At 46.2% G+C, this 13,802-nt stretch carries 14 protein-coding genes; all 14 read right to left on the reverse strand.

What is annotated here, in order from left to right; all coding sequences use genetic code 11:
- Window positions 1-14 precede the first annotated feature (14 nt).
- Window positions 15-1,238, reverse strand: coding sequence for a glycosyltransferase family 4 protein (locus IC617_RS10185; protein ID WP_191144892.1), 1,224 nt, complete (start codon window positions 1,236-1,238; stop codon window positions 15-17).
- Window positions 1,235-2,932: a glycosyltransferase family 2 protein gene (locus IC617_RS10190; RefSeq protein ID WP_191144893.1), complete on the reverse strand. Its 1,698-nt coding sequence runs from the start codon at window positions 2,930-2,932 to the stop codon at window positions 1,235-1,237. Before IC617_RS10190 ends, IC617_RS10185 begins: the two co-directional genes overlap by 4 nt.
- Window positions 2,933-3,070: 138 nt before the next feature.
- On the reverse strand, window positions 3,071-3,919 hold the full coding sequence (locus IC617_RS10195) for a sulfotransferase (RefSeq protein ID WP_191144894.1): 849 nt from the start codon (window positions 3,917-3,919) through the stop codon (window positions 3,071-3,073).
- 1 nt (window position 3,920) lies between these two features.
- On the reverse strand, window positions 3,921-4,445 hold the full coding sequence (locus tag IC617_RS10200; RefSeq protein ID WP_191144895.1) for a hypothetical protein: 525 nt from the start codon (window positions 4,443-4,445) through the stop codon (window positions 3,921-3,923).
- Window positions 4,412-5,275: a hypothetical protein gene (locus IC617_RS10205; RefSeq protein WP_191144896.1), complete on the reverse strand. Its 864-nt coding sequence runs from the start codon at window positions 5,273-5,275 to the stop codon at window positions 4,412-4,414. Before IC617_RS10205 ends, IC617_RS10200 begins: the two co-directional genes overlap by 34 nt.
- 175 nt (window positions 5,276-5,450) lie before the next feature.
- Window positions 5,451-5,864, reverse strand: a complete 414-nt coding sequence (gene tnpA, locus IC617_RS19070) for an IS200/IS605 family transposase (protein WP_369410391.1) — start codon at window positions 5,862-5,864, stop codon at window positions 5,451-5,453.
- 94 nt (window positions 5,865-5,958) lie between these two features.
- A complete protein-coding gene (locus tag IC617_RS10215) occupies window positions 5,959-7,413 on the reverse strand; it encodes a hypothetical protein (RefSeq protein WP_191144898.1) in 1,455 nt (484 codons plus the stop codon).
- A 506-nt stretch (window positions 7,414-7,919) separates the two neighbouring features.
- Window positions 7,920-8,963, reverse strand: a complete 1,044-nt coding sequence (locus IC617_RS10220) for a type II secretion system protein GspK (RefSeq protein ID WP_191144899.1) — start codon at window positions 8,961-8,963, stop codon at window positions 7,920-7,922.
- A complete protein-coding gene (locus IC617_RS10225; protein WP_191144900.1) occupies window positions 8,953-9,561 on the reverse strand; it encodes a PulJ/GspJ family protein in 609 nt (202 codons plus the stop codon). The genes IC617_RS10220 and IC617_RS10225 overlap by 11 nt, the downstream gene beginning before the upstream one ends.
- Window positions 9,562-9,578: 17 nt before the next feature.
- Window positions 9,579-10,034 carry a PulJ/GspJ family protein gene (locus IC617_RS10230; RefSeq protein WP_191144901.1) on the reverse strand — a complete coding sequence of 152 codons (456 nt, stop codon included), beginning with the start codon at window positions 10,032-10,034 and terminating at the stop codon, window positions 9,579-9,581.
- Complete coding sequence (locus IC617_RS10235; RefSeq protein WP_224745924.1) at window positions 10,009-10,389, reverse strand: prepilin-type N-terminal cleavage/methylation domain-containing protein; 381 nt, start codon at window positions 10,387-10,389, stop codon at window positions 10,009-10,011. Before IC617_RS10235 ends, IC617_RS10230 begins: the two co-directional genes overlap by 26 nt.
- Complete coding sequence (gene gspG, locus IC617_RS10240; RefSeq protein ID WP_191144903.1) at window positions 10,373-10,792, reverse strand: type II secretion system major pseudopilin GspG; 420 nt, start codon at window positions 10,790-10,792, stop codon at window positions 10,373-10,375. Before gspG ends, IC617_RS10235 begins: the two co-directional genes overlap by 17 nt.
- 81 nt (window positions 10,793-10,873) lie before the next feature.
- Window positions 10,874-12,064, reverse strand: coding sequence for a type II secretion system F family protein (locus IC617_RS10245; RefSeq protein ID WP_191144904.1), 1,191 nt, complete (start codon window positions 12,062-12,064; stop codon window positions 10,874-10,876).
- A complete protein-coding gene (locus tag IC617_RS10250; protein ID WP_224745925.1) occupies window positions 12,064-13,752 on the reverse strand; it encodes a GspE/PulE family protein in 1,689 nt (562 codons plus the stop codon). The genes IC617_RS10245 and IC617_RS10250 overlap by 1 nt, the downstream gene beginning before the upstream one ends.
- Window positions 13,753-13,802 lie beyond the last annotated feature (50 nt).

Below are 13,802 nucleotides of genomic sequence, written 5' to 3' on the forward strand. Positions count from 1 at the left end.
ACCTATCGATGTTATTAATCTAGAAAAAGGCTGTCGAGGACATTGATTTGCTTTGCCAAGCTATCAAACGGCGGCTCTAACTGAGTTTGCCAATGGTCAAAACAATGTGGTTCCATTGCTTGTTCGATGGCATGAGCCAATGATGATGAGCTTCGAGCATCAAAGGTAAGTCCAGCTTTACCCTCTATTTTTTCTTTCATGCCACCAATATTGGAGCCGATCAATGGCCGCCCATGAGCAATCGCTTCCTGAATCACTACAGGGGAGTTTTCCCACCATATTGACGGAATGATAACCCAATCACACTCAGCAAGGAGGCTCGGTAGCTGATGAGGCTCGTAAGCACCACGCATGCTCACCGTACCTCTGAGTTGTTCGAGCAAACTAGCAACTTTCTCTTGCAAATCACCAGTCTGCTTATCTAGGTTCGCGCCATGAATATCGAGGCTCACTTGGGCTCGAGTCTCATCCGGCAACCTTAGAAAGGCTTCAAGCAATACATCAATACCTTTGTAAGGATTAACTTGTCCGAAAAATGCAAATTTACTGCGCTTGCCACCCTCCGCTAAAGGCCTCGGAGCAACAGCATGAAAGTCGGGAAGCACATTTTCGATAACATTCATTTTATGTCGCTCAATACCCCATTCAATATAGCGCTCGGCCAAGAACTGACTGGGAGAAATAAAGCAGTCAACATGCGCGAATTGATCCAACAAATAACTGTGGCGCAAGAAAAAGTCGCCGGGAGAATGCTGAGGAAAACAATCATGACAATCGGCAGGAGTGGCTTTGTAGCATAGTTTTAAACTGCGCTTCTTAACCATTTGGCCATTGTGCATGCAAATCGCCATAAACTCGTGCAATGTAAAAACAATTTTTGCTTCTGGGGCGGCTTGGCGCAATGCCGGCAATATCTCTATCCCCATGTGGGCATAGTGATGAATATGAATAACATCCGGCGAAAATTGCTTTACCAAAGCACCGAGGTCATCAAACAAGTGCTTTACATTGCCAGCTGAAAGAGTAAACCAATCCCCCATTTGAGTATGGAGCATCACTTGATCATCGGCTCTTGCAGAAAACGTAGAGCCACCGTGAGAACTATCTCCCGTACGAGCAACGTACAAACACTCACAGCCTTGTTCCTGCAAGGCTTTAAACAAATTCCAACTCGCGACTTCTGCACCGCCTTTGCTAAGCTCTGGGTGACCGTGAGAAATAAACAATACTTTTTTCATCGGTTAACTTCCTTTCCCAAAGAAAACAATTCAGCCAAATTGTCGGCCCAGCGGTTATTAAATGTAATTGCATTGAGCAATGTCACTTTGTGCTTCCAATCGCCTGCCTCAACGAGGTTTTGACTTTGACGTTCAAGGTGATAAAGGACAGTATCACGACGAATGTAATTGACCTTTCCAGCCTTAATGGCCTTTAGGCACAGATCAGAATCCTCGAAATCGCCCAACACGTAGGCCGGATCGAAGCCACCAAGCTCGTTATATAAGGATGTCTTAATCGCTACACAGGCGGCAGTGACAAGCGGACACTCTGCCAATTCTGCTTTGTGAGGAGACAAGGTCACGGGCCAACCTTTACCTGGATGATCGTTAAATAGGAGCCCCGGATACTCAGAGACATGCATCGGCACCATACCGTCATGCTGCATTGAGCCATCTTCAAACAGCAATCTAGCACCGACTAAGCCTGCATCTGATTTGTCATTTAGGACAGTAATAAGCTCATCAGCCCAACTACTATCGCTAGGCAAAATGTCGGAATTTAGCAAAATTAAGTTGTCTGATTTTGCATGGGCAACGCCAATATTATTGGCTTTACCGAAGCCCATATTTTCGGAGAGCAGCAGCAAGCGAAAGGAGATACCCAGAATCTTGTGCATTTCCTTTGCAAGTCTCAGTGCTTTGCCACGAAGACTCGGATCGTCCAACACATAAATAATGTCATAGTCATCTAACGACTTGTGCCGATTAAAATTCGACAACTGAAATCGCATAAAGTCGATTCGGCCATACAAAGGAATAATCACCGAAGCTTTTGGAGAGGCTGGAATATGACCAAATTGAATCGACTGAGCTTTCGCCAATTTATCGGCTGGAAATAACTCATACAATACCGGAAGAATCAACTCATCCGCTTTTAGCAAGTGATTTCGGTTCCCCGGTTTCCAAGGACCCAGCACGCGCTTAATACTGGTAAGGGGGTCACTTACGCCATTAAACACATCTGCAACTTTTATCCGATGGGTGACATCATCAACATTGAGGTCGACATACAATTTAGCGGGAATTTCACCAGGTTGTTCCAGCTCAAACAGCACAGCAAGTCCTGCGGAACTAACCCCTAAGGTGCCCTTGAAAGCATCTGCAACGTCTTTTCGTCCATAGCGAAGAATAGTAGCTTTTGCTGTGAGCGCTTTGCCGCTTGAGTCGGATATGGCAATACTGTCAATCGAGTTATTATCGAGCAGCCAACCCGACACAAATACGTGTTTATCGGTATAGACTGCAAACTCAAGCTTACCGACCAAGCCGTCATGGACATCTTCTGTCGGCGAGAAATCAAGTCGTTGAGCCACGGCAGCCGTCGCCCCCGACAATGCGACAGACGTCCGTTTACCATTGGTTAGCTCGATGCTTAAATGGAACTGAGAGAGATCGTTACCTGCCGCAGACAATATATGGAAGCCTTGTCCATGTTTACCTGTCGCTTGGATAACGTCAGGACGTGCGACCGATTCAATTTCAGCTTCTACATCCTTGCCAGAGATATCTATTAAGCTCACAGACGACACTTGTGCAGTGTCGTACCAGCCGGCCACTTCAAAACCACTTGCAGTGGCGATAATGGAATCAATTGTAACGGGTTTACTGGTTCGAAAACGCCGAGAAATTTTGCGTAAAACTTGCTTTAACAAGAGGCCCCCAATGTTTATTCGTCAGGCTTTTGTTCAGTCTTCACAACGTGAACTTTTGGGAATGATTTTAGTAGCTGGCAATGCTATCACAGCGCTAATTAAAGGGCTAACAAGGCCCCCTGAAAAGGTTGGAAAAAGCTACTTTTCAGCGATTTTTTGCTGGGCTTGATTTAACGCATTTTCGATTTCAACTTGTGAGTAATTAGCATTGGGAAGTGACTTGAATAGCTGCTGTTTGACGGCTACCAAGCGCCCGACTACTTCGGCAGGATATTTGCGAGGTGGTGGCGCTAGAGAAGCGCGCTCTATCACTCGTAGCCCCAAAGCGCGGTCTAGCGCAGTGCCCGATGTCTCGATCAAATCTTCATAGCGCACCGTCGGAACATCATGCGTAGCAAATTGTTCACTAAACCACTGATAGATTATTAGCTGACGCTGAAGTACGTCACTCTCTGCAGCTAATTCACTTGCTAGCTCTGGAGCGAAGCGCTCTCCAGCCGGAATATGGCCTGTGTTTACTGGCAGATCTACAGTCATCCATGACAGCAAGACATCAATTGGATTTCGGACGATGGTTACTACTTGATAGTGTTTAAGCAATTGCGGTAGTAACGCGGTAAACAATGCATTTTGCTTCACCACCAGACTAAAGCTTTTGCTCGGTCTTGCTGGCAGCTGAATTTCACCACGAACAGAGCGCACTGCTCTGACCCCATCTCGAACAGTTTGGCCAACGGGATTATCAACGCCCAGCCCCCCTTTGTCGCCATGGGAAAACGGTGTGCCACTCACGATTGATTGGTCGAAAAAATCTATCCGCGAGCGAATGTAATCCACAGCCTGCTGAGCCGAGGCATCTGTGGCGATTAACTGCGGATTAATGGGTTCATGCAAAGCAACCACATCGGAGCGTTCGTTGAGCAACTTGCAACTCAGGGTTGTGCCCGAGCGGGGAATACCGGTTAGGAGCAATTTGGAACTAGCCATACTAAAGTTTTTTTAGCTCAATAATATTGGTGACAGGAGGTTCAGTGCTATCAACGCTAAAAATTTGGACTGCTGCAGAAACATCATCTAGCTTGGCATCAAAGTACATTCTCGCCGAAATTCTAGTCGGCACTCCATCGGCTATACTCAGCAGTTCATCACTCGTTATCTTGACGGTCTGCCCAGCAGGAATAACTCCAGAATCAGCCAGTCTAGGCTCATAATAGCCTTTTACAGCTTCTTCTGCGATAAACGTTGTCGTGTAGGGAATGTCAAATCCGCTATTGTTCACCATGAAAATCCTCTGTCGGTATTTGCTAAAATTTGTTAAGTGAGGAATGTTCACAAAGGCAGCATCATACTGAATAACTCCTAAAACCTGTGGCTCCAAGCCCAAATTAAGGTCGAGAACGTATCTGCTTCGCTTAATAACTGTTGTTTCACCATCTAGCTCAACACAAAGCACTGGATAAGCGAGTAGCGTATCGACACTCACATTAACCGCATTGCTTTCAGCACTACCCAATGCAAATTTCCCCCAAGGCAATCTTCACCCTCATTCAAGACGGTTGCTTGTGCAGAAAAATCACCCGCTATAACAGCGGTTTTTGTAGTAAAGTTTGCACTAGGGAAGATATCACGAAAGTCAGTAATGACCTCGGACGTCGTCGGCTCGCGCACATCCGGCGCTAACAATTGCTCAGGAGAAAATTTACCTAACGATGCCAGCAACTCAGTTGCATCGCCCAATTCAAACGACTGGGGCGCTCTTATTGTTGGTTTAAATGACTTAAACTTATTAGAAAATGCTGCTTGGTGGGTAAAATAACGCGCAAAGCTTTCTCTTAATGGGTCAAGTTTTTCTGCAAAAATAACTTCTTGGACCACAGAGGGTAGTTCATCTTCAATAATCGCATCGGAAACAGCAGAAAATAGTCTATGCTGCAGGAGGATAGGATGGTTTACATCAAGCCAACGCAGCGACGTTACAGGTAATACGAATTCACTAGTTTTAGGCTGGATTGTTGACGCACGTTCTTCAATCACTGCGTAGCTATCTCCTACAGCCCATCCCGTCATGAGCGTTGAAACAACCGGTGGAGTAGTGGTGAACCCTGTAGCTGCTAATGAGTTGTTTAGAATAGCATTGTCAAAATCAACACGGGCATACTGGGTATTGTTTGAAATAGTAAAACCTGCCTTGATGTTTAGAGTATCTGATGCACTCGCGATATCAATTGCCTGTTGAGATCGTACTAGCAACACTAGCCGCTGGATAGCATACTTGTGGGAATGAGAATTAAGGAAAGAAAAAGGCTCCAAATTGACTTTGCTTCCCCAGTATAAAGCTGTCAAAAAATACTATCAATAAGGTTCTTGAGTTCATGCTCCCTCCTTTTTGTTCTTACTTGCACTAATCAATTTAGAGATTTTGGCAGCACCATAGATTCCCCTAGTCAAAGTGGGGGGGGACTTACTGACACAGTTCCATTTGGAGTTGTTTTGAAGCCTTTCGACCTTGATACTCACCTTATCGGAGTATCATCACCTCGTCTAAGCCTACGCTACTCAAGAAGTTGCTCGGCCACCATATGACATTCTCTTTCCAATACACTTTTATGGAGAGCCATTTAAACGCCTTGCGCATGTGCGACGCAGATTGGGCTTTTAGTTGGCAAATTAACTCTGATAACAAATAACGTGGAGGGATGATCATCAACATATGCATATGATCATCGTCGAAGCCCATCTGCTCGATCGTGACGCTGGGCATACTTCGGATTTGATTCGGTAACACTTTGCGAAGATACTCCACCACAAAAGGCTTCAGTATCCGTCGTCTGTATTTCGTTACCCAAACTATGTGGTATTGAAGGAGGTAAATACCATGTGATGAGATCCTGATTTCCATATCTGCAGCATACAGTCGGCCGGACTCATTCATCCACGGGTTTACCCGTGGTGTTCTGTCGCCACGCAACTGTTCACATAAAAAAGCCCCCAAGAGGGGGCTTGATAAGCTCAAAGTACCCTATCGATTAAGGTAGAAGAGCATTATTGACACCGTCATGCAAAACTGTTGTGTCAGTAGTACCGTCAGACAAGTTAATGTTCTGTGTGACTACGCGAACGCTTTCTGATACAGCCTCAAGCTCGATGACAGCAGCAGTACGAGTTTTACCGGTTAACTCAACCATATCTGATGCTTTCAAAGAAAGTACAGTATTAGCTGGAATGGTACCAGCTGATGCAGTTTTAGGAGTTGCTGTTACCCCAGCTTCAGATTGGAAGCTAGTAGAGTATGCAACCTCTGCGTTACTGTCGTTAATCAGGTATACACGTTGGTTGTACTCTGAGTAAGTTGTCAGGTAAGGAACGCTCACGCTGGTTGTATCGTAAACGATTGCTCCAAAATCACCCATAACAACGGCACCAGAAACACCGGTCAACGTAGCTTTATACGTTGACTTAGCAACAGATTCGTCATCGTTGGGGTCAACATCTGCAGCATCTACACAAAGGTAATGAGTAACGCCGTAAGCGGCCGCTGCTACAGCGATATCATCGCTAACACCATCTTGGTCAGCATCAACAATTGGGCCCAGAGTGGTACCAACTGCACAATCAGCAGCTGAATTTAAAGTAAACTCAGCTTGACTAGCATCTGGATTCGCAGTAGGGAAAATACCTTCGATGTTCAGAACGGCAGTTGCACCCAACAGGTCAGATGCATTAGATAGTGCAGTATAGTCACCAGTCAAATTAACAGAATAAGTCTGCGGAGAAGTCGACACATACGAAGAAGGATTAACAGCACCCAACTGCCCTAATGAATCAGAAGCCATGTTAGGCGTATTTGCTGGCGTGCCTGCATCATAATCGAAGCGAGAAAACTCTGAAGCGATGGTAGCAGTGATGTCCATAGGATCTACCATCAAATCGCCGCTTGCCGCAGAAGCGTAAGTAGCCAGAACACCAGATGATGTAGCCAATGCATCAGCATCATCACCTGTAACAGCATCAGATGCATTGTCGTAAAGTCGATAAACAACGGTAGTATTACCAGAAGTATTCAGATTGAAGTCTGTAGCAGCAACAGTCAACACTTCAATTTGGTCGATACCAGTACCATTCGCAGTTACTTCGATAACAACGCTTGTCTCACCGTCTAGGCCGCCGGTAGAAACCACTGCTGAAGCAGTGTTAGTGCTTGTCAAGGCAACCGTATTTGAAGGACCAAATGTACCGCCCGCCAAGTCAATGCGAACGTACTTTGAAGTGCCAGCCGTAATAGAGAAACCAGCTTTAAAGTCGATATCCAACAAACCATCCAAGCCGGCACTACCAACGTTAACACCTAAGCCTTCGTAATCGGCTGGAATACCTTCGTTAGCAATAACAAGCGTACCTGTATCGGCGTCTAGGTCGACAGCGATCGCACTGTGTGAGAAAGCTACTGCCAGAGCAGCGGCTAAAACTTTTTTATTAAACATGTAAAACTCCTGCAAGAGTAATTTTCAAATTTGATTGGTTCGTCCATTCGTGCAGTGCATCCCCCCTAGTAGCAGTTGTACTGCACTAATAGTGATCGTCACCATGAACCGTAGGTAAAACTACAACAGCATATTGAATGAAGCAACACTTATTTACCCTTCAATTGCGCCGTTTTGTAGTTGATTTAAAAAAAATAACTAGTTTGACTAAAATTAACGCATCAGTTTGATTACAAAACAGACAAACGCTCACTCTGCGTCAAAAAAATGTCACCAGTCGAATAACCTCTACAACTCAGCAGACTTAGCAAAGGTCGAAAGATATTACATTTAAAAACAAATAGTTAACCTGAGGCGCCTATTTTAAAGCATCCTATTTCTTTAAATAACCATGGAAACGGGCAAAAGAAGGCGCATTCAAAATAACGACTAAAAACTTCGACACGAGCCTGTAACGATGCAAACATGCTCTACATCACAAAACTCCCCACTTGCTTTAGCGTTTTCTACTCAGGAGACACGTTGACCGTTGTTTCCTCCCTGCCCACACTTGTTTCCATATAGCTTTGATATGGGATATTCCTTGCTACGCCAATGCGAATTCGTTGTTGTACGCTCTGCCCCGCGGCTTCAACGATGAATCGAATCATTCGACTTGGTCGTAACCCCATGTATTCATCAGCAATGGTCAGTAAGGAAGGCTCTAAGGTTAAGGCTTGGTCATCACTGTAAAACCAACGCTGCTCAGCTCGGGATAATTTTAATTTGTCCGCACTTTGAGGCCAGAGTTGCAGCCAAAGGTCATGCGGAACAGCATTGAGGTTAAGCGTTGGCGAGCGTCTTAAGCTAAATCGGGTTAACGCAGCAGGTTGCTCGTTCAAATACTTAGCCCATGCGGGAACATGATGAAGCTCAGCAACGGATTGCAACAAAAAATTCTTTGCTGGTGGTTTATCTTCTTTTATATAAGTGTTGCGCTCAGCACCAGCAGGCCGCTGCCAGTCATCTGGGTCAGCATAATCGGCAAGCTGATCTATGAGCGCAGATTGCATGCTTAACGTCACATATTGCGATTGAAGCCAGCGCTTTAACCAGAATGGATCTGAAGTATTAAGCGGAAGCAACCCCGCCATGTCTTGTAGCGCAAATGAGAGCATAAGCTTTCGCTCACCATCATCAATGTCAGAGCTAGGTTGGTATTCCGCTTGATAGTAGAAACCATCCAATCGTAATTCATCTCCAACATATGGAAACAGCCAAAGACCATCACCGTCACGAATGAGCCTCTCCTGATTGCTGCCCAAACTTATCCCTGCGGCACTTCGGCGCTGAGTAGCCAATAAATAAGTCAATTCATTAGCTTTTGCGTGAATGGCTGCGGCAGCATAAAGCTGAGTGTTGGCTCGTTGAGCAAGTTCGATCCGGCGCTCTAATATCTTGCTGATGTAGCCCATCATTAGCACAAGAATGGTTGTTACGATGAGTACAACAACTAATGCAGCACCTTTCTCAGCTGAGTTAGCCTGATATCTAACATGCCTAGAACTCATAAACACCAAACCTAGCAAGCTCTGGTGGAACGTCAGCCTTTTCTGGTCGACCTATCACGGCTAATAGTTGCTTTTGCCCTTCTTTAATCTGGATGGCTTTGGGTAAAGAGCCATTCGTTGGGTTATATTGGCGATGCCACTGACCTCCGCTGAAATAAGAAAATTCTGGCTGAAACTCAAAATGTGCCACAACGATTGGTTGAGTCAATTGCTCAGTTTGATAATACAATTGCCAACCACCAATAGGAGCTGGTTCAAAAAACCAGCTAATTCCGATTGGCGTCCCCTGCGGGTTGTTAGGAACATTCTGTGAGATAAACTCAATACGCACTGCATTACCGGAGAAAAAGGATTCCTCAGGGTGATAAAGCGTTGCCCCCTTAACACTTTGGCGAAACCATTTAAGACCAAGCATTCCAGCCGAAACGGTTAAATCCCTTGAACTTAGCCGTTCAAAGCTTTTCCATGTTGTATTCAATGCTCCAGATAACAACGTCGTTGTCAGCCCGAGTATTACCAGCACTACCAGCATTTCCATTAAGGTAAAGCCTTTGACAACACTTTTGTATAAATGCGTATTTGTCATCGAAAAAAGCATTGTGCGCCTTTGATTGGTCAGAATTTGTTGAACATTTCCATTGGGTCGAAAAAGTTCGGGTCTTCCCAATAGCGAACTATTTGAGTGTCAAAGCGCGCTACCACTCGATCGGCTTGGCTAACTTCAACGTTTACGTCAAACAAAACAACCAACCAAAATGGTTGCCGACGATAATATTCCTGATCCGAGCGCCTTGCTTCAGTTGCCTGCCACACAAGCCGGTAATCGCCAATGTCGAATTCCCCTTCTCTAGTAGTTTGCAGATTTTCTAATTCCATGTGGGCAATGAATTGCTCAAATAGTTCCGGCATTGCGAGAGTTTGTTCGATGCGCTGAGTACTATTGGCAGCAACGCCCATCCAGTTCCAGATGGCGGTGAATACAAGTGACAATACGACCAACGCAACCATCGCTTCTATCAGCGAAAAGCCACGGCTCACAAAGGCGTTATGGTTGCGCATACTGTACTTCACAGAAAGGCTCAGTAACGTCAAAGGGGTAACGACGGTCATCGAATTGCAACTCTGCTTTACCGCCGAGACAATAACCATTGGCCAACACCACGACCGGCTGATGAAAAACTAAATTGACATTATCCAGCGATAACTGCGCAACCGACTCAATGACAATCGGCTGGGAAAACTGACTCGCTTTGACCGGAAGCATGGCTAATTCACTTGCCAACCCAGAGCGAACAGCTGCGGCCTCTCGTGCTTTTAACCATGATTCAAGTCCTGGCGCAACAACAGCGGCAATCAGACCGAGCAACACCAATGTGACGAGCAACTCGATCATGGTAAAACCACAGTCTTTAGCTCGCTGGCACATAACCCACGTCAGCGTTTAAACCTTCACCACCTTCGAGGCCATCTGCGCCAAAACTGTATAAATAGAAACCCTGATCAGCCTTACCGTCGCGACGATACTGATATTCATTATTCCATGGGTCTAGCGGCAACTTTTCATCCAAATAAGGGCCATCCCAAAAGTCTCCAGCTTCTTCAGGCGCTTTGCGCAATGCATCAAGCGATTTCGGATAGCTACCAACATCGAGCCGGTAGGTTTGTAATGCCATTTTTAGCATTTTGACTTGGGTTTCCGCTGTTCTCACTTTAGAGCTATCTACCTTGCCAAAAAACTGAGGCCCCACTAATCCGGCGAGCAAGCCTAAGATGACCAGCACGACCAATAATTCGATCATGGTAAAACCATGCTGTTTACGTTTATTCATTGTTTCTTTTACCTTGTTCCTGCTATTGATCGCAGAGACGTAACATGCTCTGCCAATAGCATTGATTACAAATATTCTGGATTAAATGGCGATATCGGTAGATGCCGTAATCGCCAGGACAATACCTAAAATCATCACGCCGATCATGATCCCCACAATCAGAATGGCAATCGGCTCCATCAGGGTGAGAACTTGCTTCATTCTGCGCTTACAAGCGGTATCGTGAAGTTTGGCTACAGCGTTTAACATATCCGCTAATTGGCCCGTTTTATCGCCAACGGCGACTAAATTCAACGACGTTTCTGGAACGAGTTGCGAGCGGGTTAATGCCTCTGTGAAGCTAACTCCCGATTCAACATCCAGCACCATAGTGTCGGCACGTTTGCGGCGCTTGGAAAATTCGCAGCTTTGCGCCGCCAGTCTCAATGCACTGACCAAATTAACTCTAGCCAACAACATCGCTGCACATAAAGATGCCCAGCGCGCCGCATCTTGTTCTGCCAGCCAAGGTCCAATTACCGGCATTTCGATTGCGGTATCCATTAACTTTCGTTGAACGGATTGATTCAAAAAAATGGCGATAATGGTAAGCAGAGCCGCGGCGATAACAGTCGCCACCAACAACGGCGATTGATTGACTGTTTTGCCAGCAGATAACACCGCCCATGCTAAGGCAGGCAATTCCTTGCCATCATCAAGCATGTGGCTGAATTTCGGCACAACGGCAAAAAAGATAATGAGCATTGCCGCAATTCCCGAGCCAATAAGGACCAACGGATAGGTCAAGGCACTCCGCATATCGCCTTTTACACTTTGCTCATATTCCAGCTGTTGTGCCGCTTTTTGTAATGCCTGAGCAAGCTCCCCTCCTAGCTCTCCGGCACTCACCAAGTGGCCAACATAAACCGGAAAAGGCAGTCCTGATTCGACAATAGCAGCAGAAAAAGATTCCCCACTTTCGATATGGCTTGCTATGACTGCGAAACCCTTTGCCATTTGTGGGTGTTCATCATTGTTGCTCAGTGCTTTAATAGCATCAATTAAAGTCACCCCAGAGCTAGTAAGGGTTGCCAATTCTTGCAGTGGCAACACTAAATCTGCGGTTTTTACTTTACGCCCCTTTTGGGCGTACTGTTGCGCTTGCTGCAACTGAAAAACTTCAATTCGTCTCTCTGCAAGCACACGCATCGCTTCTTGTTGACTAACTGCGTCAAGTTCACCCTCAACCACTTGGTTTGACGCTTCTTCAACACCTTTGTAAGAGAATTTCATCAGTTACTGTCTTCGTCGACACATACACGCAATACTTCTTCGACCGTTGTAATGCCACGGGATGCTTTCACAATGCCATCATCCAGTAAAGCTCGATAGCCTTGTTGGCGCGCTTTTTGCCGAATTTCAGACAATGTCGCGCCACTGGTAATACATTGGCGAAGTTCTGAGTCAACCGGCACCAGTTCGTATATTCCCATTCGGCCTCGATACCCGCGACCATGGCAATGATGACATCCAACGGGCTTGCGCCAATCACTGTGTTGCAACTGCACATTCAATTCCGGCAGCTCCGGTTGCTCTGTTGGCTCGCTGCAATGAGGACATAATTTTCTCACGAGACGCTGAGCCTGTACCCCTTGAATCGTTGCGGCAACCATAAAAGGCTCCACACCAATATCTGTCAGGCGAGGAAAAACCGAACAAGCATCATTGGTGTGCAAGGTGGACAAAACTAGGTGACCGGTAAGCGAAGATTGAACCGCAATGTCTGCCGTTTCTTTGTCACGGATCTCACCGACCATAATAATGTCTGGATCTTGACGCAAAAAAGTACGCAACGCCTTGGCAAAGGTGTACCCAATATCAGGCCGAGCTTGCACTTGAGTAATGCCATCAAGTTGAAATTCGACAGGATCTTCCACCGTAACAATTTTTTCTTCACCGGAATTAACATCGGCCAGCAAGCCATACAAGGTAGTTGATTTACCTGACCCCGTCGGACCAGTCACCAACACAATGCCGTTACTCAGCTGGCCCCACTCTCGCATCAGCGCAAGATGATCAGGTTCAAACCCGAGCGAATCGATCGACAACTCATCGCGTTGTTTCGGCAACAAACGCAAAACAATGGACTCGCCGTGAACGCTTGGAGCAGTAGAAACTCGAACATCATAAGCTTTCCCAGCGACTCGAGTTGTAAAACGGCCATCTTGAGGTAACCGCCGCTCTGCAATATCTAACTGCGATAACAATTTGATCCGAGAAGCTACTGCAGCAAACCTCGCTGATGGTTGCTGCATAAACTCGCGCATACGGCCATCCACGCGAAACCGAACAACCATGTTGTGCTCGTTACTTTCAATGTGAATATCGGAAGAATCAGCCTGTACCGCACGCTCAACAATACTATTAACCAAATTGATCACAGGTGCTTCTTCTGCGAGCGCCGCAAGATCTTTGCTGCCTTGGCCGAACAGTTCGCTAACCGCCCGTTCTCGGCTGATGTCGTCGGCAACCATGGCCGCCATCGCTGGCGTCAACAAAAAGTGCACCGTCGCATCAAAGGGTACCAGTGCGTAAACTGCCTCGAGCGCAAACGAGGCAAGCGGTTCGTTAAGGTACAGTTCAAATTGTTCATCGACTAAAGCGGGGAAAACATTATGATCAATACACCAGTCAACGCTCAACCCTAAACAATTGCAGGCAGCTAGGATCTGATGAGCTTGAGGGCATTTGTTTGCTTGATTAATGAGATGCCAGCCGGTGACATTTGCAATCAGCTCGAATAAACGATCTTCACCACAAAGACCTAGTCGTAGCAAAGCCGCGGCTAGAGTGATGTCCAAATCCTCGGCAGAGGAACGTGCACTCGCCACTGCAGCAGAATCCAATCCTTCAGCTGCTACCAATAACTCGGCCAATTCTTGTTCGAATCGTTTGCTCTCTAGGTAAAATTTTGTCGTCAATCGAATCTCTATAGCCCCATCTGTAAAGCTGCGGCCCAAGATTACCAGAC

The organism is Neiella litorisoli (assembly GCF_014773395.1).
Classification (GTDB): Bacteria; Pseudomonadota; Gammaproteobacteria; order Enterobacterales; family Neiellaceae; genus Neiella; species Neiella litorisoli.

Excerpts from the sequence above, each read along its gene's own strand:
- IC617_RS10245 (WP_191144904.1), bottom strand. The coding sequence starts at position 12,064 with ATGAAATTCTCTTACAAAGGTGTTGAAGAAGCGTCAAACCAAGTGGTT.
- IC617_RS10195 (WP_191144894.1), bottom strand. The coding sequence starts at position 3,919 with ATGGCTAGTTCCAAATTGCTCCTAACCGGTATTCCCCGCTCGGGCACA.
- IC617_RS10215 (WP_191144898.1), bottom strand. The coding sequence starts at position 7,413 with ATGTTTAATAAAAAAGTTTTAGCCGCTGCTCTGGCAGTAGCTTTCTCA.
- tnpA (WP_369410391.1), bottom strand. The coding sequence starts at position 5,864 with ATGAATGAGTCCGGCCGACTGTATGCTGCAGATATGGAAATCAGGATC.
- gspG (WP_191144903.1), bottom strand. The coding sequence starts at position 10,792 with ATGAATAAACGTAAACAGCATGGTTTTACCATGATCGAATTATTGGTC.
- IC617_RS10235 (WP_224745924.1), bottom strand. The coding sequence starts at position 10,389 with ATGTGCCAGCGAGCTAAAGACTGTGGTTTTACCATGATCGAGTTGCTC.
- IC617_RS10185 (WP_191144892.1), bottom strand. The coding sequence starts at position 1,238 with ATGAAAAAAGTATTGTTTATTTCTCACGGTCACCCAGAGCTTAGCAAA.
- IC617_RS10220 (WP_191144899.1), bottom strand. The coding sequence starts at position 8,963 with ATGAGTTCTAGGCATGTTAGATATCAGGCTAACTCAGCTGAGAAAGGT.
- IC617_RS10225 (WP_191144900.1), bottom strand. The coding sequence starts at position 9,561 with ATGCTTTTTTCGATGACAAATACGCATTTATACAAAAGTGTTGTCAAA.